A 17,250-nucleotide genomic window follows, 5' to 3' on the forward strand; every position below is an offset into this window, starting at 1 on the left:
TGGTGCGTGGGCCGATGGTGGGCAGGTGGATCACATGACTGACGTCGGCTTTTTCACCCGCCGGTACGGGCCCCCACCCCGCACGGACCGCCCCGCCGCGGTGCTCGTACACGGACTCGGACTCTCGGGGCGCTACTTCGTGCCGCTCGCGCGCCGGCTGGCCGCGAGCGGCACGCCCGTGCTGGTGCCCGACCTGCCGGGCAACGCGCGCTCGCGGGCCGCCGCACCCCGCGCCCCCGAGATCGGCCGGCTCGCCGACGCCCTGGCCCGCCTGCTCCAGCAGCGGTCCATGGGCCCGAGCACGCTGGTCGCCAACTCGGTCGGCTGCCAGGTGGTCGCCGCCCTGGCCGCCCGCCACCCGCACCTGGTGAGCCACCTGGTGCTGATCGGCCCGGCGCTCGAACCCGGCGTCTCGGGCACGCGCCAGTTCGGCCGGCTCGTCGCGGACGCGCCCAGGGAACCCCTGAGCCTGCTGGCCCTGGCCGCGTTCGACTACCTCGTGACCGGCCCTCTGCGCTGTGCCGCCTCCTTCCGCCACGCGCTGCGGGACGCGGCCGAGTCCTTCGAGAGCAACCTGGCCCAGGTCCGCGCGCCCACGCTCGTCGTCCGGGGAGCGGGTGACACCATCGCCTCCGGCGCCTGGACGCGGCGCGTGGCGGGCCTGGTCGCCGACGGACGCGCGCGGGACCTCCCGGGCGCGGCCCACGCGGCCCACTACGCCGCGCCGGACGCCATGGCCGCACTGATCGAGAAGTTCACGGAGGGAGAGCACGGATGAAGCCCTCGAAGACGACGCCCTCGAAGCCGGAGCCCTCGACGCCGGAGACCGCGAAGACGGCCGACCACGCGTCGTCCGGGCGCGCGGAACGCCCCTCGCCCTGGCTGCGCCTGCTGCCGGGCATCTCCCCGAAGCGGCGGGGTTTCATCCTGGCGTGGTGGGGGTTCACGCTCACCTTCGGCGGGATGCGCCTGCTGACCTGGCTCATCCACATCGACGTGGCCGGGGTCGGCGACATGCAGGCGGGCGGGGTGCACCTGCACCACTACGTGTGGGGCATCGTGCTGCTCATGGTGGTGGGCGGGGCGGGCCTGGCCGAACGCTCGGCACGGGCACGCGCCTGGATGGGGCTCGCCTACGGCGTCGGCCTGGCGCTCGTCATCGACGAGGCGGCACTGCTGATCAGCCTGGAGGACGTGTACTGGGACACGGAGGGCGGAGTCAGCATCGCCCTGGCCATCGCCCTGATCGCCGTGGTCGGCAGCGTCCTCGCGGTCACCCGCGGGCGGCGCGCCTTCGCCGACGACCAGAACGACGACAAGGACTGAGCACGAAACGCGGACACGGGCCGTACGCCGGATCCCTCGAACTCCGGACCGGCCTGTGGAGCGATGGACGGAGATTCCTCCTCCTGCCCGCGGGCGGAAGGAGGAATCTCCGTGGGCCATGCGGGCCGGGGGAGTGTTCAGTCCTGGTGGAGTTCGTTGCGGCCCGGGCCGCCGGAGAGCTTGTCGGTGCCTGTGCCGCCCCACAGGACGTCGTCACCGCTGTTGCCCCACAGGGTGTCGTCGCCCGCCTCGCCGTACAGCTTGTCGTTGCCCTTGCCGCCGTAGAGGACGTCGGGGCCGCCCTTGCCGTGCAGGACGTCGTCGCCGTCCTCGCCGTGCAGGGCGTTCGCCTCGCCGGTGCCGGTCAGGGAGTCGTTGCCGGGGCCGCCGAAGCAGTCCTGGCCGCAGTGGGTGAGGGTGTCGTTCCCGGCGTCCCCCCACGGCCCGAAGCCGAACGGACCGCCGCCGCCGTCGAGGCGGTCGTCGCCGTCACCGCCGTGCGGGAGCGCGGACGGCGACGCCTTGATGACGTCGTCGCCCTTGCCGCCGTAGATCCCGGCCCAGGCCTGGCCGGCCGGCGCGACGGTGGCGGTGTCGTTCCCGTCGCCGAGGTCGATGTCGTAGCTGTCGGAGTCGTCCGAGTTCTCCGGGATCTTGACCGCGCACCGCACGGCGGTCCGGTCGCCCTGCTCGGGGTCCGCGCATTCGTCCCACTCCGCCGCGTCGGCGGAGATGGCGATGTCGTACCGGTCGTGGAAGGTGAGGACGTAGTAGGAGTCGTGCTCGCCGCGGTGGTCGATCTCCTCGTCCACCGTCAGCTTGTTCTGCTGGCCGGGCGCAGCCTTGTACCAGAGCTCGCCGTCCGCGACGACGACGGAGGCCGTGGCCGGGGCGGCCTCGGCGACCGACGCCATTAAGCCGGCCGCACCGAGACTCAGGGCAAGGGTGGCGATGGCTGCGGTGGTCCGGTGGATACGCATACGGAAGTGCCCCTTCAGGGTGTGCGTGAGCAGTGGTGCTCCTGGTCACCCGGTGAGACAAGAGGCGCAAGAGGGGCGTTGCCCCGCGGCGCGTGAACAGTGGCGGACACCGCGGTGACCGCCACATGACCACCGCACCGCCGCTTCGGCCGGAACAGAAGGGGAGACTCGCCCGGCCGGGACGCCGACCACCCGGATCCCGGACGAATCCCGATGCCCTGACAACCTCCCCGGCCCCACGGACCTCCTTAACGTCAACGGCCCTCGCCGACCGAAAACCTGACCAGAGGGCCGGGGACAAGGAGGGGAACTGTGCGTACGCACAGATGGACGAGTGTGGCCGTCGCGACCGGCGTGGCCGGAGTGCTCGCGGCCACGGGAGCCACGGCCATGGCGGAGACCGGTGGCCCGGAGGCACCGCTGAACGTGCCCGATCTGCGCGCCGATGTGAACCGGGACGGCAGCGTCGATGTGGAGGGCACGAGCGACTCGGCGGGCGAGAACACCTGGACGGCCCGGCGCGGAGCGATCGTCCTGCCGAACATCGACGACGACGCGAAGCGCTGTCCGGTCAAGGACGCCCAGGGCAGGCCCCTGCCGGACGCGAAGCTGGCCCGGTGCAACGACGGGTCCGACACCCGGGTCAACGGCGCGCGTGACGCGGACGATCTGGCCCGCCTGAAGACCGTGCCGCTGACCGGGGCTCCGGCGGGCAGCCACGGCATCGTCAAGGCGGTCGGCGCCCACGCCGGGAAGTCGCACCTGTTCATCAAGCGGGCCGGCCGCTGGTCCCCGCTGCGCCCCGCCGACCGGCTCTCCGCCGAAGAGCTGCGCACCGGGGTCGAGTTGGGCGTCGAGGCCACGGACGTGGTGCGCGACCGGCAGAAGTGGAACGGAGAGGTGAAGGTCCGGTTCACGCTCACCGGCGGCGGCACGTCCCGCTCCGACGACGTCGTCCTGCGCACCGCCCCTGTACTGACCCACCATCAGCTGCAGCGCGCCGAGGAGGTCCTGGTCACCAAGGTGAAGGGCGCCGGTGCCTACGGCCGTGACCAGCGCAAGTTCGTCGCGGAACTCGCCAAGCAGGTCAAGGACGCCGGCATCGCCAAGCCGCTGACCACCTTCACCAAGTACGGCGACCCCTGGGCGCAGGACTTCGTCGAGCCGGCTTACGCGAGCATGCCGGGCCCGGACGGCGGGCAGCACACCATGAGGGTCATGATCCGGTCGGCGCAGCCGGACCGGGACGCGGGCCGCGAGCTGTTCGAGAAGCTGCGCGGCCCGGACGTGGGCGTGGTCCAGGTCGGCAAGCCGACGGTGCGCGAGGAGTGGACGCTCAACTCCATGGGCAACCTGGAGACCATTCCGCCGTACACGCTCAACGGCAAGAGCTACCCGGCGGGCCGCATCATCCAGGGTTACCGCGCCGACTCCGGCTCCAAGCCCGCCAAGTCGATGCGTACGTTCCTGTCCTCGCAGGGCGTGCAGGCGCCCCTGCTGCTCGACACGTCGTGGCTGGCGGTCGGGCATGTGGACGAGTTCATCCAGTTCCTGCCCGCCGACACCGAGCGCGGCTGGCGCATCGGTGTCGCCGACCCGGCCGCCGGGGTGGAGCTGCTGCGCAAGGCGAAGCGGGAGGGGCACGGCGGCTCGAGGATGTTCTCCGTCCCGCGCGGCAGCGACATCCCCGCGCCCAAGGAGACCATCGACCAGGTGCTCGCCAAGGCCTCGTTCCACGCCGACAACAAGACGGCGGCGGCACGCATCAAGGCCAACCTGGACATCCTCAGGCGCGAGACCGGCGTCACCGACGCCGAGATAGTGCGGGTGCCCGGCCTGTACACGCGGGACTCCGACGAGGGCGCGGGCCTCAGCGGCAGCCGCAAACTGCGCCGCATGGGCCCGGAGTCCCTGGAGAAGTTCAGCCAGCTGCGCGGCGCCGACCAGAGCCCCCGCGCCCGGGACGCCGCAGGCGGTGCCGGAGCCGGCGCCACCGCCGTCCGGCCGAACAGCGCCTACATACCGGGCGCGGTCAACGGCGTCCTGCTGAGCCCCACCCGCTATCTGGCACCCCGCCAGTGGGGGCCGGTCATCGGCGGCCGGGACATCTTCACGCAGGCGGTGAACTCCGTATACGCCAAGGCGGGATTCACCACCACCTACATCGACGACTGGTACACCTACCACCTCGGCATGGGGGAGGTGCACTGCGGCACCAACACGCTGCGTGACGCCCGCGCGCCGTGGTGGCCGACAACGTAACGCCTCGGGGCGGGCCCGGCACACCCCCACGGACACCGGCCCCGCCCCCACCCCGGCCTCTCCATTAGCGTCCGACCACATGAAGGACAACGTGTACGTGGGCAACGCGGGCAAGGACGCGGCACTGGACCAAGGATGGCTCCTCGGGCACTTCAAGGACGCCGACGACCCGCGCCACAGCGAGGCCGTGGAGATCAAATGGGGTGTCCACCCCCGCGCCGACGAACGCGCGCAGTGGGTGAAGGGCGAGGAACGCACGGCTCTGCTGGTTCTCATCAGCGGCCGCTTCCGCGTCGAACTGCCCGGCCGCAGCGTCCTCCTCCAAGAGCAAGGTGACTACGTCCTGTGGGGGAGCGGAGTCGATCACTCGTGGTTCGCCGAGGAGGAGTCGGTGGTACTGACGGTTCGGTGGCCGTCCGTGCCCGGCTACGCTGTGGCGGAGAGAGACCAGGCGCACTCGCGGAGCTGACCCGCGCAGGCGAGGTGCAAAGCAGCCGCGGGCCCGTTCTTCGACAACCGGGGCGTCCGACGGGCCGAGGTCGACCCACTCGACGGGCGGTCACGCCCAGGGGTCGGTGATCTCACGCAGCGACGCCAGCGACTCCCGCAACTGCTTCATGCGCCGCTTGCCGAGATGCGCCTCCCACTCCTGCTCCACCTCGGCGACGACCGCGTCGGCGACCCGCTTCGCCGCCCACGCCCTGTCCGCCCCGCACACCAGCCGGGCCCGCTTGTCGGTGGGGTCCGGCACCCGCCGCGCGTAACCGGCTTTCTCCAGCTGGTCGACCAGGAAACCGGCCGTCTGCTTGGTGATCTGGGCTTGGGCGGCCAGTTCCGTCAGCCGGGTGCCGTGCGGACTGACCCGCTGCATGACCCTCGCCTGGGCGGCCGTGAGGTCATCGAACCCGGCTGTCGCGAGCGCGGCGAAGACACGGTCCTCCAGAGCCCGGTACGGGATGAACAGGAGCACGCCCGTGTTGAGCTCGCTCTCCTCCGCCATCCTCGACTCACCCCCGGTTGAGATCGGCCATACCCTTGACTTAAGTAAGCCTCTCTGACTACTTTGGTCAGTGAAGCTTACCACTTGAGTGGGTGATCCCCATGGCCGCGATCCTCGGGACCGACGAACGCTGGCACATCGTCGACCGTGAGCGGACGGGTTTGACGGAACTGCTCGAAGGCCTGAGCCCCGAGGAGTGGGAAACGCCGACCCAGTGCGGGGACTGGCGCGTGCGGGACGTGGCCGCGCATCTGACCATCACGGCCCGCTCCACCTACCGCTGGGCGCTTCGCGAGTTCGTACGCGCCCACGGCGACCTCGACCGCATGATCCACGACTCCGCGATCCGCGAGGCCGAGCGGCCCACCGCCGACATCGTGGCCAACCTCCGCGCGATCACCGGCTCCCGCCGACTCGCGCCGGGCACCACACCTCGCGAGCCGCTGCTGGACATCCTCGTCCACGGCCAGGACATCGCCCTCGCCCTCGGGCGCGACCGCCAAATGCCCCCACGGGCCGCCCGTGACGCCGCCGACCGGGTGTGGACCATGCGCTTCCCGCCCCGCCCGTGGCCCCTGCCGAAGGCCCGCCTGATCGCCATCGACATCGACTGGACCCGCGGCCAGGGGGAGGAGATTCGAGGACCGATCTCCGCCCTGCTCCTCCTGCTCACCGGCAGGACAGCCGCAGCCGAGGACCGACTGGAACGCACCCCACTGCGACCGGCCCCCCAGCCGCCGAGCAGCGGTTCGAGCGGTACCTGGGCCGGCGGATGCACATCGATCCCGCCGGACTCGCGGTGATGGACCACCTCGTCGGCACCGGCCCGGCGACACCCAGCGAGCTGGCACGCGAACTCAGCACCTCGACGGCGGCGATGACGCTGGTGATCGACCGCCTGGTCGAGGGCGGGCACGTGAACCGCCGACCGCACCCCAGCGACCGGCGCAAGGTGCTCGTCACGCCCGCGGAGCACTGGGAGCAGGCCGCCTTCGAGCACGTCGAGCCCCTCGTCACGGGCATCGCCGAGATCACCGGGTCCATGACGGCGGAGGAGCGGGCCACAGTGGCGACGTTCCTCGAACGGGCGGTGGCCGCCTACGACCGGGCGACCAAGATGTAGGTGCTCCGCCTCTCCCGTAAATCCCCCGGGCTCTTGCTGTGCCGAGATCCCGGGACTGTCTCGAAAGGGTGCGCCCATACCCTCGGTGGTGCCTACACCCTTGTCGGAGGGCATACGGAGAATGCACGGCCGTTGATCAGTTCCGGGACGGCGTCGGTGGGGGCGCGGAGGGGCCACCAGCTTCCCCTCTCGCCGCCGGCTGCAACCATGACGGCGCCGACCATGAGAGGCGTAACGACCGCTCAGGAGAGCTTTTACGGCCACGTGGTCGCGCCCCCCGCCCCCCTCGTGCGCCGCGAAAGCTTCCATATCACCTACTAGGTGGGTTATTCCGGCATACCCTTGTTTTTCCGTTCTCGGCATCCTGCAATGGAATAGCCGAACCGTCCTTGTGGCGGTTTCGCAGTGCAGTGCGCAACGAAAAGGAAAAAGAGACACGCGAGCGAAAGGGCGGAAACAATGCAGCCGACGAACCAGCCCATCGAGATCGACGGCGAATCGCTGTTCGAGGAAATGGCGATTTCGGAGTCGGAGGAGGCGTTCGCGGGCCACAGCTGCCTGTCCTGGGCGGCCCCGAACTCCATGGACGTGCTGACCACCACGTCCGGGGGCTCCTGAGGCTCCGCGCCCCTGGCCGCGCGCGACGGCGGCCAGGGGCACTTCACGCGCGACGACGACCGCGACGCTTCGAGCCCGCGACGCCGGTCAGCAGCCTTTCGTGGCCGCGACACCGGCTCATGCCCCTTCGCGCCCGCCACGGCGACCAGTGATGCTTCGCGCGCCCACCCCCGCCGCCTAGGGTGCTTCGCGCACTGCGGCGCCTGACCTCGTGGGTGCTCCACCCGGCGCCGAGCCGAGCGTGTCCTTCTCACCCCTCCCGGAAGGCGGCCCCATGGATGCCCATGCCCACACCGAGCTGCGGCCCGACGTGCGCCTGGTACCGCGCGGCGACCACCTCTACGTCTGCGCGAGCACCGGAACCCTGCGCGTTCCCGTCCGCGTACCCGCTCCCGGGACCGGCAGCGACGCCGTGCGGGCGGACGCCGTTCCCGAGCAGGTGGTCGGCGGTCTGCGCGCACGCGGGCTCGCGCACGAACGCGGGCAGGTCGTGCATCCGCTGTACGGAGAGATGACGGCACTCCGCACGGGCAGTCCGGTCGCCGTCACCCCGCGAGGGGTGGGCGCCGAGGTGGGAGCGTTGCTGGAGCGCGCCGGCGTGCCGACGGTGCCCGACGACCAGGCGCCGCGGGCGGCCGTCGCGCTCCTGCCGCTCTCGCTCCCCGAGGAGCAGCTGGTGCGGCGCGTCACCTCCGCCCTGGAAGCCGGTACGCCGCTGGTCACCTACCTCGACACCCCCACCCGGCTGTTCTACGCCACCCTCAACCCGCCCCACACACCCTGCCCGGTGTGCCTGGTACGCCGACTCCGCGCCAACCACATCTGGCAGCCCATCGCCGACCTCCCCCTGGACATCCTCTACGGCGAACTCGGCGAACTCGGCGAACTCGACGGAGATGGCGGGCCGGACGCCGGTGCATGGCCGAGCACGGCAGTCTCCTCGGGCCTGCTCGCCCACGAAGTGCTCACCCTGATGTGCCCCGGACCCCGGCACGACCAGGCAGCAGACCACGGAAAGGCGCCGGAGGACGAGCCTACGCAAAGGCGCGCCAAGCTGACCGAGATCGAACACGGCTCCCTGACGCGCACCGAACACGAGCTGTTCCACCTGCCGGGCTGCCCCGCCTGCGCCGCACACGCCGTGCCGCCCCCACGCAAGGGCGAGCCGACAAAGATCGACAACACAGCCAGTTGGGAGCGCATGCGCGGTGCGGTGGACCCCCTCACCGGCATGGTGCTCCGCCTGCTCGTGGACGAACGGGACGGCGCCCTGGGAGAGGCGACCTACGCCCGCACGGCAGGGATGACGAAGACGCACTGGTTCTCCCCGGTCACGGCCGAGGCACGAGGCGGCGCGGTCAAGAACGACCCGGTGACGGCCCGCGTGTGCGCCGTCGGCGAGACCCTGGAACGGTACGCGGCGGGCGTCTACGACCCGCGGAGCCTGGTGCGCGCCAGCGCGGCCGCCCTCGGCGAGGAGGCGGTCGACCCTCGCACCCTGCCCCTGGGGTCGACGGCGGAGTACGCCCGCCACACCCGTCTGGCCCCCTACGACCCGGACGCGGAGATCGACTGGGTGCCGGGCCGCTCGCTGCTCACCGGCCGCACCCGATACGTTCCCGCGTGCGCGGTCTATCTGCCCTACCGCTTCCCGCCCGGCCACCGGGCCTGGTACGACCCGATCTCCACCGGCCTCGCGGCGGGCGGCAGTTACCACCACGCCGTGCACGGCGGTCTGATGGAGGCCGTCGAGAGGGACGCCTCCGTGATCTTCTGGGAGAACCGGCTCGTCCTGCCCACCCTCGACCTGGACGGCTTACCGGGAGGCCCGGCCCGGCGCATCGTCGAGCACATGCGCGCCCAGGGCGTCACGGTCACCGCCAAGGACCTGACCACCGACCTGGGCATCCCGGCGGTGGGCGTGCGCTTCCTCCGGCACACCGAACGCCGGCCCGTGGTCACCCACGCCGCGCGCGCCGACCTGGACCCGCACGCGGCCCTGCTCGGCGCCCTGGAAGAGGGCTGTCTGGGCTGGGCAGGCGCCCGGCTCTGGCAGGAGAACCTCGACGCGGGGGAGTCGATCCCCGAACCGGACGCCGTGCTGACCACACTGAAGGAGTTCTCCCTCTTCTACTGGGCGCCCCACCGGCTCGCCCACCTCGCCTTCTGGGACGAGGGACCGCTGCGCCCCGTCGCGGCCCCGCGCCCCTCCGCCGGACTGCCCGCCGACGTCACGGAGGCCGTGCGGCGACTCGCGGCGCGAGGGCACGAGGCGGTCGCCGTGGACATCACCCCGATCGACGTGGCCGAGTGCGGCGTGACGGTTGTCAGGACGGTGGTGCCCGGACTCTGCCCGATCACTCTGCGCAGCGACTTCCACCGCCGAGGCGGACCACGGGTGTTCGAGGCGCCGCTCGCCATGGACGTACGCGAGACACCGCTGACGGAGGTACAGCTCAACCCACTGCCCCTGCCGTTCCTGTGAGCCGCGGCTCCGATACGGCGTCAGGCCCTCCCTCGCCCGCAACAACCGCGCCGCGGCCACCGTCTCCGGAGCACCGAAACCGCACACCCACCACCACCCCCCACACACAGGCCCCACAGAGAGGCGTCGAGGAACGTTGAAGCCCCGTGCCGCAGAAGCCCCCACACCCCCGACACACCGCACAGGCGCGAGCGGCGTCGACGACGGAGGCACGCCCCACCCCGTGCGCTACCGGCGCAACCCCGACCTGCTCCTCGAATGGCAGGACGAGGCGGGGCCGGTCCTCGTCGACTGCCGCCGGTGGCGCAGGTTCACGGCGCGCCCCCGACTCCTTGCCCTCCTCAACGAGCTGGACCGCCCGCTCACGGCCGAGGAGGCCCACGCGCGATGGCGCGGGCCCGTCCCGAACACCGACGGAAGCGGCGCGGCCGACCTCGCGGCCACCCAGCGGGCCCTGGACCAACTGGCCGCCGCCGGAATCATCCGCTCCTCGGCCCACCCGACCCCGACGGCGCAGGGGTTGACGCCCTACGAACTCGCCGCCCACGCCCGCGCCGGCCAGGGGCCCGCCGCGCACACGCAGCAAGGCTCGCCGCCCCCGGCGCGGCTGCGCCACCCCGAGGCGGCGGAGACCATTCGGCTCGCCGACCACGACGAGCTGCCCAGCCGACCGCTGCGCGAGGTACTGACCGAGCGGCGCAGCATCCGCGCCTTCGCACCCTCACCGCTGCCTCTCGGCCACCTCGGGGTGTTCCTCGCCCGCTCCGCCCGCGTCCGGGCCCCGCTCGGCCCCCTCTGGTTCCAGCAGACACAGCGCCCGTCCCCGTCCGGCGGCGGACGGCACAGCCTGGAGGCGTACGTGATCGCCCGGGACGTCTCCGGACTGGCACCCGGCGCCTACCACTACGACCCGTTCGACCACACCCTGAACCGGCTCGCCCCGTGGGACGACGAACTGGCGACCGTCCTGAACACCACGGTCACCACACCGGCCTACATGGAGCATCCGCCGCCCGCGAGCCTCCTGCTCGCCTCGCACGCCGCCCGCACCGGCTGGAAGTACGCGGGTCTGGCGCTGAGCCTCATCTACCGGGACACCGGATGCCTGTTGCAGACGCTGTGCCTGACGGCGACCGACCTCGGCCTGGGCGCCTGCCCCACCGGCACCATGCGCCCCACCAGTCAGATCGCATTCCTCAAGGGCCGGCACGAGGAGTTGCTCCACGTAGGCAACCTGGCCCTGGGACTCCCCGGTCCGGAAGGCAGCGGCGAGGCGCCGACGCCGAGCCGGGAGACCACCGGAAACGACCAGGGAATCAGTGCACATGGTCCGGTGAATGGGGGGTAGAGGGCCGAAGTGAAGTCGGGGAGAACCGTGACATCTGGGGAGGTCGAGCGGTTCTCCCCGAATTTTTTCGGGCCGGGCGCGGTGTACCTGCGCGGACCCCGCCCGACGCGCCCTCGCACGGAATCGGCCGTAGCGTTTCAGCCATGTGCTGGAGTGCGACGGCGGATCTGGTGGCGGGCACGGGTATCGCCGCCGTGGGAATCGCCGGAGTGACCCTTGCGGCTCGGCACCCCCGTGACCTGCCGCTGGCCGCGCTTCCGCTCCTTCTCGGCGCGCATCAGATCATCGAGGCCGCGCTCTGGCGCAACGGTGGCGGGACGGGGCCCGCCACCGTCGCCTGGGCGGTGATCGCGCTCCCGCTGCTCGCGCTATGGGTTCCGGCGGCTGTGCTGTGCGCGGCGCCACCGGACGCCCGACGCCGCCTGCTCATCCCCCTGGCCGCGGGCACCGCGACGTCGACCGTACTGGCGTACACACTGGCCAGGCGTACGGTGACGGCCGAGATCCGGGGCCACACGGTCGGCTACTCCCTCGGCCTGCCGCGACCGGGGCTCGTCGTCGCCGGCTATCTGCTCGCCACCATCGGCGCCCTGCTCCTGTCGGGCGACCGCGGCCTCGGGCTGTTCGGCGTGCTGGTCGCCGTCGGGGCCGGGGTGTGCGTGGTGCTGTGGCGACAGGAGTACATCTCCACGTGGTGCGCCTTCGCCGCCGTGTGCTCGGTGCTCTTGCTGCTCTGGGTCAAGAAACGTCGTCCACCGGTCACCCGCCCGCCAGGTTGAGGCACCCGGGCCCGGCCGAGGATCGACCTCGCCGGTCCGCCCCGCGTTCGCCGGGGAGGTGCGGAGTGAGCAAGACGCCAATGAGCCCCTGGCGCCGCCTTTCGGCGGCGCCAGGGGCTCAGTCGTGACCGTTCAGAGAACTCCGCGCGTGGCGCGGGTCAGGGGACCCTGGGCGCGCCTCACATTGGCGCCTCCCAGCGCGTACGCGCCGGCGAGCATGGCGACGGCACTACTGCCGACGCCCACCGCGATCGCCTTGCGGTTCTTGAGCACCGTCCACGTCGTCGTCGCCGCTTGCAGCGTCTTTCCCGGCACGTTGGACAGGAGTTCGCCTCCGGCCTTCGCCTTCTCGCCGAGCGTGGCGCCCAGCGACGCCGCGCCCTCGCCCGCCTCGGCGACCGAGGACTTGACGCCTCTGGCCGCGGAGCCGGTCTTGGCGGCCGCTCCAGAGGTGGCCTTGGACGCGGAACGGGCCGCGCCTCCAGCCGCCTTGGCCGTCGTGGCCTTGGCATCCTCCGCCTTGGACCGGTCGGTCTTGCCGCCCGCCGAAGCGTTACTCACAGGGCTGGTTCCGTTCTTCGCCGATTCACTCATGCCCTCCGTCTGACCCCGTCTCATTGTTCGAAACACACCCGTATTCGCTCGGCGCTCACCGAACCTCGGCAACGCCTCCCCACCGCGAGGTCCGCCAGGCCTCACACGGTCGGCGGCCCGGCCCGGAGGAGGTAGCCGACCAAAGAACCGCGTGCATCTGGACCCCTTTCGCACATGTCGCGGCCAGTGTCCTGCGCTGTCTGCTTAAGATCGGATCGTGGCTGACATCACCGATGCTCTGATCAAGCTGGAACGCTCCGCAGAGGAAGAACGCGCCCGACTCGCCGGCCTCGACGGCGACGAGTACGCGGCGCAGTGGCGCCGCTGGGGCGAAGCGGCGGAGAATTTCCAGACGGCCGTCACGGCGCACGCCGAGGCAACGGGGCAGGCACGCCACGAAGTCGAGATCGCGACGAAGAAGGCCGCACGGCACGCCGACGAGGACCCGGTGGAGTAACAGGCCCCGCATCGCGGGTTTTGACCCGAGCGGATCGAGTGGCCGGGAGGCCGGCCGGACGCCCGGGCAAGGTGACCGCCCAGACGGCCCTCTCCGTCACGGGCCCCGGCGGCTCCGGCCGCGCCGTAGCAGGAGCGGATGCCGGGTCGTTGCACCCGGCATGATCTCTTGGCGTACCGCTACCACGACCGTGACCCTGACGGCTCTCCCGCTATCGGCACCTCCTGCGCCAACTTGCTCACCGGCGCGGGGGCCGAGGGCGCCACGATGCACGGCACCGGCGCCGACGGCAACGTCGCCGGGCTCCCCGTCGGCTTCGCCCTCAACCAGTGCGGCGGCGCCGACGCACCCGCCGCGGCCGAGGACGCGATCGAGGCCATCGCAGCCCAGGACTCCGTGAAAAACCTCAACGTTCTGGGCGTGGCCGTCCAGGAACAGGTTCCCGCCCGAACCAGCCCACGACGCCACGTACGAGGGTCGCGTTCGTGCGAGGTGACAAGGCGGTTGGCAGCGGCCTACGTCACGAGGGGTGCGCGGACCCGCTCGCGTCGCCCGTCGATGAGGCCCGCCGCCGGGCCCGATAGGCCGCGGCCTTGACGCGGTTGCCGCATTCCTCCATTCCGCACCAGGTACGACGCGCACCGCGTGAACGGTCGAGGTAGATGCGCGTGCAGCGGGAGCGGCCGCACTCCTTGAGGCGTGCGGCGGGATCGGCGAGTACGGCCATACCGCTTCGAGCCACGTGGGAGAGGGCTGCCCGAAGGTCACCGGAGAGATGGAGACCTTCGTTGCTCAGCCTGACCGTGATCGTCGGGCCGGCAGCCGCGGAGTTGACGACCTCCAGGCTGTCTGGATCGAAGGGGCGAGTGAGCACGCGGTCGAGCGCGAGCCGATAGATCGCTTCCCGCAGTGCCAGAGCGGACCGGAAGGTCGACAAGTCCGCGCGAACGCGGTCGGGAAGCTCCTCGCACGCCCCCACCCACCGTTCGAGGTCCGCCGGTGCGACCAGCGAGTCGACGGGCTCATCCCGGCGAAAGCCGACAGTACCGGCCAGATCGAGGGCCGAGTTGCCACTCACGAACGCGAAATCCACGTCACCATCTTGACCGGTGACGGTAGCGACGGCAACATCGTCACCAGTTGAACAGGTGACGCGAGTGCCGACAGGAGGACACATGACCGGGATCCAGGACATAGAGGCCGATGGCATAGAGGTCGTCGTCTTCGACGTCCTCGGCACGCTGGTCGACGAACTCTCCGGACTCCGGGCGGGGATACGGGAAGCGGCTCGGTGGTGCGATGAGGCGTCCCTCGACGAACTCACTGCCCTGTGGCAGGAGCATGTCGCCCGGGAACAGGAGCGCGTCATGCAAGGAGACCGTGCCTACGCCGGCAGCGGGACCGTCGATCGTGAGGCGGCTCGGCGGGTCGCGGACCGTGCCGGAGTGACCGATGCGGCGACGGTCGACCGGCTGGCGACGGCGGGGCAGCGGCTGTCCCCCTGGGAAGACTCCGTCGCGGCCCTGGAGCGACTGGCGCAGTGGTATCCCGTCCTGGGCCTCTCCAACGCCGACCGCACCGCACTGCTCCGCCTCAGCGCCCATGCGGGCCTGCGCTGGCACCAAGCCCTGTCGGCCGAGGCCGTCCAGGCCTACAAGCCGGCCCCAGAGGTCTACCGACTGGCGGTGGACACGGCCGGATGCCCGCCGGAGAGGATCCTCATGGTGGCGGCACACGCCTGGGATCTCCGTGGAGCACAGACCGCGGGGTTGCGCACCGCTTACGTGGGGCGACCGGGCGGAGACCCACCAGAGCGTTCGGATGTTTTCGACTGGCAGGGCGAGGAACTGGACGAGCTGGTCACGGCGTTGGCGCCGAAGCAGCGCTGAGAGGAGCACGTACGTCGACCAGGAGCGGCGTGCCGGCTGCGCCGGATACTGGGCCGGGGGTTACACCTTGCCCTCGCCGTAGAAGCGTACGTAGTCGACCGTCATCCTCGCGGGCGACGGCGTGGAGGCATCGGGAGGGCCGGGCCAGTCACCTCCGACGGCGACGTTGAGCAGCAGGTGCATGTCCTGCTCGAAGACCCAGTCGCGCTTCGCGGGCAGCTTCGACGGGGTCAAGGTGAAGTACGGCTCGCCGTCCACGGACCAGGTGATGCGGTGCGGTCGCTTTTCGACAGCGTAGGTGTGGAACGCCCGTGACGCGTCGGCGGGGAGCGTGGTGGAGCCGCCGATGCCCTTCTCGTTGTAGTACGTCGGCCCGTGCGCGGTGCCGTACACCGTCCGCGGTTCACCGCCGACCACCTCGCAGATGTCGATCTCACCCTGTCCGGGCCACTCGACTCCGTTGTCACCCAACATCCAGAGTGCCGGCAGTAGTCCCGTGCCGGTGGGTATCTTGGCGCGGATCTCCACGCGTCCCCGGGTGAGGGCCACCTTTCCCTCCGTCGTCAGCCGGGCCGAGGTCCATGGACAGTGCTTTCGCGTGTGGCAGGGGAGCTTCGCCCCGGCGGGGGAGGGCCGCGCAGAGATCACGAGGTGCCCCGAGCCGTCGAGTGCGGAGTTGGCCGCGTCGTCGGTGTAGTACTGCAACTCGTTGTTGCCCCACCCCTCGGCGTCCCGGTTCCCGATCTCGGTGTTCCAGAACTTCTCCGAGGGTCGGACGGCTGCGGCCCCATCGAACTCGGCGCGCCAGAACGGCTTGTCCCCTGACGAGGGGGCGCCCTCGCCCACCGGGGCGGAGCCGCATCCGGACAGCAACCCGCTCAGCGCCAACAGAAGGGCCAGACGGGTACGTCGGTTCATCGCGCTACTCCTGAAAGATCGTGCGTACTGCACGAACCTTACAAAGCGCCATCTCCGGCGCCGAAGGGCGGCGGCCCGGACGGCGCCCACGTCGTCGGCTCGATGTGACACCGTCGCACCGGACGCAGTGTTCGAGGGCGAAGACACCCAACCGGACGGCGCACGCCATGGTGCGCAGGGCTTCGTTCACGTTCAGCGGCAGCGTTCGTTGATGAGTTGCAACAACAGTTGGCGACCAGTGCGCTCGCAGATGCCCATGGGAACTCGCCTCCCGGTCCCCGGATTAGCTCATGCTGGGGCATGATCCCACCATATGGCGGAGGGTATCGAGCATGGACCTAGGCAACCTCGTGGCGATCATCGCCCTTGGCGGCATCCCCGTTACCGCTTTGGTGGGCCACTGGCAGAAGCGGGCTGTGCTGGCACAGGCCGAGGCTGCACACAGAACGGCGATGGCGCAAGCAGAAGCCGCCCATCGAACTGCGATGGAGGTCGCGGAAAAGACCCACCAAAGCGCCTTAGAAGTTCTGCGCCGCCAGAACCGAGCGGAGACGGAACGCCGAAAACGTGAAGAACGGCACGCCAGGTATATGGGCATGCAGAATGCGCTATCGGAGATGCGGGAGGCTGTGTTCGCTGAACCGTTCGACCAGTTGCAGGTCAGAGCAGCCGGAAGCCATGTGCATCGTGCGGAGCACGCCCTCGCCATTCATGCGGTAAGCGAAAGGGTCGCAACCCTGGCTCGCAGCGTTACGTACGTGGCCTTGGGCATCATCTGGCCCCGGCACGCACGCTCCTCGATCAGCGCGGCGGATGCTCCACGCTACTGGGCCGAGGTGGTGGCGCCGCTTCGGCGTGAACTCGATGAGGCGATCAGAGACGAGCTGGAGGCGGAAGTGGAAACGGAGAATCACACTCCGGACACCCTCTAGAAGCCTGTCTTCGCCCCCTGCGAAGCGGCGGGAGTTCAAAGACGGCCTCAAGTCAGGCTTCGCTGGCGGGGCAGGGCCACTGGGCTTCTCCCTCACGTCCGTGGCTACCGCTGGTAAGTCGGCTTCGGAGCAGTTGGTCATCGGGGCACCGACGGCAGAGGTCTGGTGTCCGGCGGAAGGTGGGCCAGCCGCCACTCATACAGGGATGTGTCGGTTGCCGACGGCTGTCCGCAAACCGTCGGGAGGGCCGTCCCGACGGGTGCTCGTCCTCTGCACGGGCGGCTTTGAGGGCCTCCAGAGCGACCGCGTCGGCGGTGAGGTGCCGGGTCAGCGGCAGGACGTCGACCAACGCCCTGCTGCCGTCCCACTCGCCGGGAACCTTGCGGGCTACGCCCGCGGCATGGAGATGTACGCCCACATCCACTCTGCCTTCGGCTTCCGTCTCGGCCGGCAGTTCGGTGGCCGCTTGGGCATCGAGGTCGTGTGACTCGGCTTCCATGCCGGGGCACCGCCCCCGCCCCGCCACCCGTACCGCCCCT

19 protein-coding genes are annotated in these 17,250 nt (G+C 70.9%); 14 read left to right on the forward strand and 5 right to left on the reverse strand.

The window, feature by feature from the left end; translation table 11 throughout:
* Positions 1–34: 34 nt before the first annotated feature.
* Both ABZ385_RS25620 and ABZ385_RS25625 read left to right on the forward strand, forming a co-directional pair.
* Positions 35–778 carry an alpha/beta fold hydrolase gene (locus ABZ385_RS25620; protein ID WP_358578885.1) on the forward strand — a complete coding sequence of 248 codons (744 nt, stop codon included), beginning with the start codon at positions 35–37 and terminating at the stop codon, positions 776–778.
* On the forward strand, positions 775–1,326 hold the full coding sequence (locus tag ABZ385_RS25625) for a hypothetical protein (RefSeq protein WP_358913375.1): 552 nt from the start codon (positions 775–777) through the stop codon (positions 1,324–1,326). Before ABZ385_RS25620 ends, ABZ385_RS25625 begins: the two co-directional genes overlap by 4 nt.
* 137 nt (positions 1,327–1,463) lie before the next feature.
* On the opposite strand, the gene ABZ385_RS25630 is transcribed toward ABZ385_RS25625, so the two are convergent.
* Positions 1,464–2,306 carry a calcium-binding protein gene (locus tag ABZ385_RS25630; RefSeq protein WP_358913377.1) on the reverse strand — a complete coding sequence of 281 codons (843 nt, stop codon included), beginning with the start codon at positions 2,304–2,306 and terminating at the stop codon, positions 1,464–1,466.
* Between the two features lie 390 nt (positions 2,307–2,696).
* On the opposite strand from ABZ385_RS25630, the gene ABZ385_RS25635 reads away from it, so the two are divergent.
* Both ABZ385_RS25635 and ABZ385_RS25640 read left to right on the forward strand, forming a co-directional pair.
* On the forward strand, positions 2,697–4,568 hold the full coding sequence (locus ABZ385_RS25635) for a protein-arginine deiminase domain-containing protein (RefSeq protein WP_358913426.1): 1,872 nt from the start codon (positions 2,697–2,699) through the stop codon (positions 4,566–4,568).
* A 79-nt stretch (positions 4,569–4,647) separates the two neighbouring features.
* The gene (locus ABZ385_RS25640; protein WP_358696384.1) at positions 4,648–5,037 is read left to right on the forward strand and encodes a signal peptidase I; all 390 of its coding nucleotides are present in this window, start codon (positions 4,648–4,650) and stop codon (positions 5,035–5,037) included.
* Positions 5,038–5,127: 90 nt separating this feature from the next.
* Here ABZ385_RS25640 and ABZ385_RS25645 read toward each other — a convergent pair whose 3' ends face one another.
* On the reverse strand, positions 5,128–5,568 hold the full coding sequence (locus ABZ385_RS25645) for a MarR family transcriptional regulator (RefSeq protein ID WP_358578894.1): 441 nt from the start codon (positions 5,566–5,568) through the stop codon (positions 5,128–5,130).
* A 101-nt stretch (positions 5,569–5,669) separates the two neighbouring features.
* On the opposite strand from ABZ385_RS25645, the gene ABZ385_RS25650 reads away from it, so the two are divergent.
* From ABZ385_RS25650 to ABZ385_RS25675, 6 genes are all read left to right on the forward strand, one after another.
* A complete protein-coding gene (locus ABZ385_RS25650) occupies positions 5,670–6,371 on the forward strand; it encodes a maleylpyruvate isomerase family mycothiol-dependent enzyme (RefSeq protein ID WP_358696387.1) in 702 nt (233 codons plus the stop codon).
* Positions 6,341–6,691, forward strand: a complete 351-nt coding sequence (locus ABZ385_RS25655) for a MarR family transcriptional regulator (RefSeq protein ID WP_358913379.1) — start codon at positions 6,341–6,343, stop codon at positions 6,689–6,691. Before ABZ385_RS25650 ends, ABZ385_RS25655 begins: the two co-directional genes overlap by 31 nt.
* Before the next feature lie 459 nt (positions 6,692–7,150).
* A complete protein-coding gene (locus ABZ385_RS25660) occupies positions 7,151–7,309 on the forward strand; it encodes an azolemycin family RiPP peptide (RefSeq protein ID WP_358578900.1) in 159 nt (52 codons plus the stop codon).
* Between the two features lie 274 nt (positions 7,310–7,583).
* Positions 7,584–9,794 carry a YcaO-like family protein gene (locus tag ABZ385_RS25665; protein ID WP_358913380.1) on the forward strand — a complete coding sequence of 737 codons (2,211 nt, stop codon included), beginning with the start codon at positions 7,584–7,586 and terminating at the stop codon, positions 9,792–9,794.
* 223 nt (positions 9,795–10,017) lie between these two features.
* On the forward strand, positions 10,018–11,142 hold the full coding sequence (locus ABZ385_RS25670; protein ID WP_358696392.1) for a SagB family peptide dehydrogenase: 1,125 nt from the start codon (positions 10,018–10,020) through the stop codon (positions 11,140–11,142).
* A 143-nt stretch (positions 11,143–11,285) separates the two neighbouring features.
* Complete coding sequence (locus tag ABZ385_RS25675) at positions 11,286–11,921, forward strand: DUF6629 family protein (protein WP_358696393.1); 636 nt, start codon at positions 11,286–11,288, stop codon at positions 11,919–11,921.
* Between the two features lie 132 nt (positions 11,922–12,053).
* On the opposite strand, the gene ABZ385_RS25680 is transcribed toward ABZ385_RS25675, so the two are convergent.
* Positions 12,054–12,482, reverse strand: coding sequence for a hypothetical protein (locus tag ABZ385_RS25680; RefSeq protein WP_358578908.1), 429 nt, complete (start codon positions 12,480–12,482; stop codon positions 12,054–12,056).
* Between the two features lie 250 nt (positions 12,483–12,732).
* Between ABZ385_RS25680 and ABZ385_RS25685 the strand changes: the two genes are divergently transcribed.
* Positions 12,733–12,972: a hypothetical protein gene (locus ABZ385_RS25685; RefSeq protein WP_358578911.1), complete on the forward strand. Its 240-nt coding sequence runs from the start codon at positions 12,733–12,735 to the stop codon at positions 12,970–12,972.
* Between the two features lie 520 nt (positions 12,973–13,492).
* Here the strand turns inward: ABZ385_RS25685 and ABZ385_RS25690 are convergent.
* Positions 13,493–14,065, reverse strand: a complete 573-nt coding sequence (locus ABZ385_RS25690; protein WP_358578913.1) for a CGNR zinc finger domain-containing protein — start codon at positions 14,063–14,065, stop codon at positions 13,493–13,495.
* 82 nt (positions 14,066–14,147) lie between these two features.
* On the opposite strand from ABZ385_RS25690, the gene ABZ385_RS25695 reads away from it, so the two are divergent.
* A complete protein-coding gene (locus ABZ385_RS25695) occupies positions 14,148–14,861 on the forward strand; it encodes a haloacid dehalogenase type II (protein ID WP_358913382.1) in 714 nt (237 codons plus the stop codon).
* 60 nt (positions 14,862–14,921) lie between these two features.
* On the opposite strand, the gene ABZ385_RS25700 is transcribed toward ABZ385_RS25695, so the two are convergent.
* Positions 14,922–15,779, reverse strand: a complete 858-nt coding sequence (locus ABZ385_RS25700) for a glycoside hydrolase family 16 protein (protein ID WP_358913384.1) — start codon at positions 15,777–15,779, stop codon at positions 14,922–14,924.
* A 332-nt stretch (positions 15,780–16,111) separates the two neighbouring features.
* On the opposite strand from ABZ385_RS25700, the gene ABZ385_RS25705 reads away from it, so the two are divergent.
* Both ABZ385_RS25705 and ABZ385_RS25710 read left to right on the forward strand, forming a co-directional pair.
* Positions 16,112–16,711: a hypothetical protein gene (locus tag ABZ385_RS25705; RefSeq protein WP_358913386.1), complete on the forward strand. Its 600-nt coding sequence runs from the start codon at positions 16,112–16,114 to the stop codon at positions 16,709–16,711.
* Between the two features lie 259 nt (positions 16,712–16,970).
* A complete protein-coding gene (locus ABZ385_RS25710; protein ID WP_358913388.1) occupies positions 16,971–17,198 on the forward strand; it encodes a hypothetical protein in 228 nt (75 codons plus the stop codon).
* Positions 17,199–17,250 lie beyond the last annotated feature (52 nt).

It is taken from the genome of Streptomyces sp. NPDC005898 (assembly GCF_040629635.1).
Lineage (GTDB): Bacteria > Actinomycetota > Actinomycetes > Streptomycetales > Streptomycetaceae > Streptomyces.

Bases quoted from the DNA above. Each gene is read 5' to 3' on its own strand.
- ABZ385_RS25620 (WP_358578885.1), top strand. From the start codon at position 35: ATGACTGACGTCGGCTTTTTCACCCGCCGGTACGGGCCCCCACCCCGC.
- ABZ385_RS25625 (WP_358913375.1), top strand. From the start codon at position 775: ATGAAGCCCTCGAAGACGACGCCCTCGAAGCCGGAGCCCTCGACGCCG.
- ABZ385_RS25630 (WP_358913377.1), bottom strand. From the start codon at position 2,306: ATGCGTATCCACCGGACCACCGCAGCCATCGCCACCCTTGCCCTGAGT.
- ABZ385_RS25635 (WP_358913426.1), top strand. From the start codon at position 2,697: ATGGCGGAGACCGGTGGCCCGGAGGCACCGCTGAACGTGCCCGATCTG.
- ABZ385_RS25640 (WP_358696384.1), top strand. From the start codon at position 4,648: ATGAAGGACAACGTGTACGTGGGCAACGCGGGCAAGGACGCGGCACTG.
- ABZ385_RS25645 (WP_358578894.1), bottom strand. From the start codon at position 5,568: ATGGCGGAGGAGAGCGAGCTCAACACGGGCGTGCTCCTGTTCATCCCG.
- ABZ385_RS25650 (WP_358696387.1), top strand. From the start codon at position 5,670: ATGGCCGCGATCCTCGGGACCGACGAACGCTGGCACATCGTCGACCGT.
- ABZ385_RS25655 (WP_358913379.1), top strand. From the start codon at position 6,341: ATGCACATCGATCCCGCCGGACTCGCGGTGATGGACCACCTCGTCGGC.
- ABZ385_RS25660 (WP_358578900.1), top strand. From the start codon at position 7,151: ATGCAGCCGACGAACCAGCCCATCGAGATCGACGGCGAATCGCTGTTC.
- ABZ385_RS25665 (WP_358913380.1), top strand. From the start codon at position 7,584: ATGGATGCCCATGCCCACACCGAGCTGCGGCCCGACGTGCGCCTGGTA.
- ABZ385_RS25675 (WP_358696393.1), top strand. From the start codon at position 11,286: ATGTGCTGGAGTGCGACGGCGGATCTGGTGGCGGGCACGGGTATCGCC.
- ABZ385_RS25695 (WP_358913382.1), top strand. From the start codon at position 14,148: ATGACCGGGATCCAGGACATAGAGGCCGATGGCATAGAGGTCGTCGTC.
- ABZ385_RS25700 (WP_358913384.1), bottom strand. From the start codon at position 15,779: ATGAACCGACGTACCCGTCTGGCCCTTCTGTTGGCGCTGAGCGGGTTG.
- ABZ385_RS25705 (WP_358913386.1), top strand. From the start codon at position 16,112: ATGGACCTAGGCAACCTCGTGGCGATCATCGCCCTTGGCGGCATCCCC.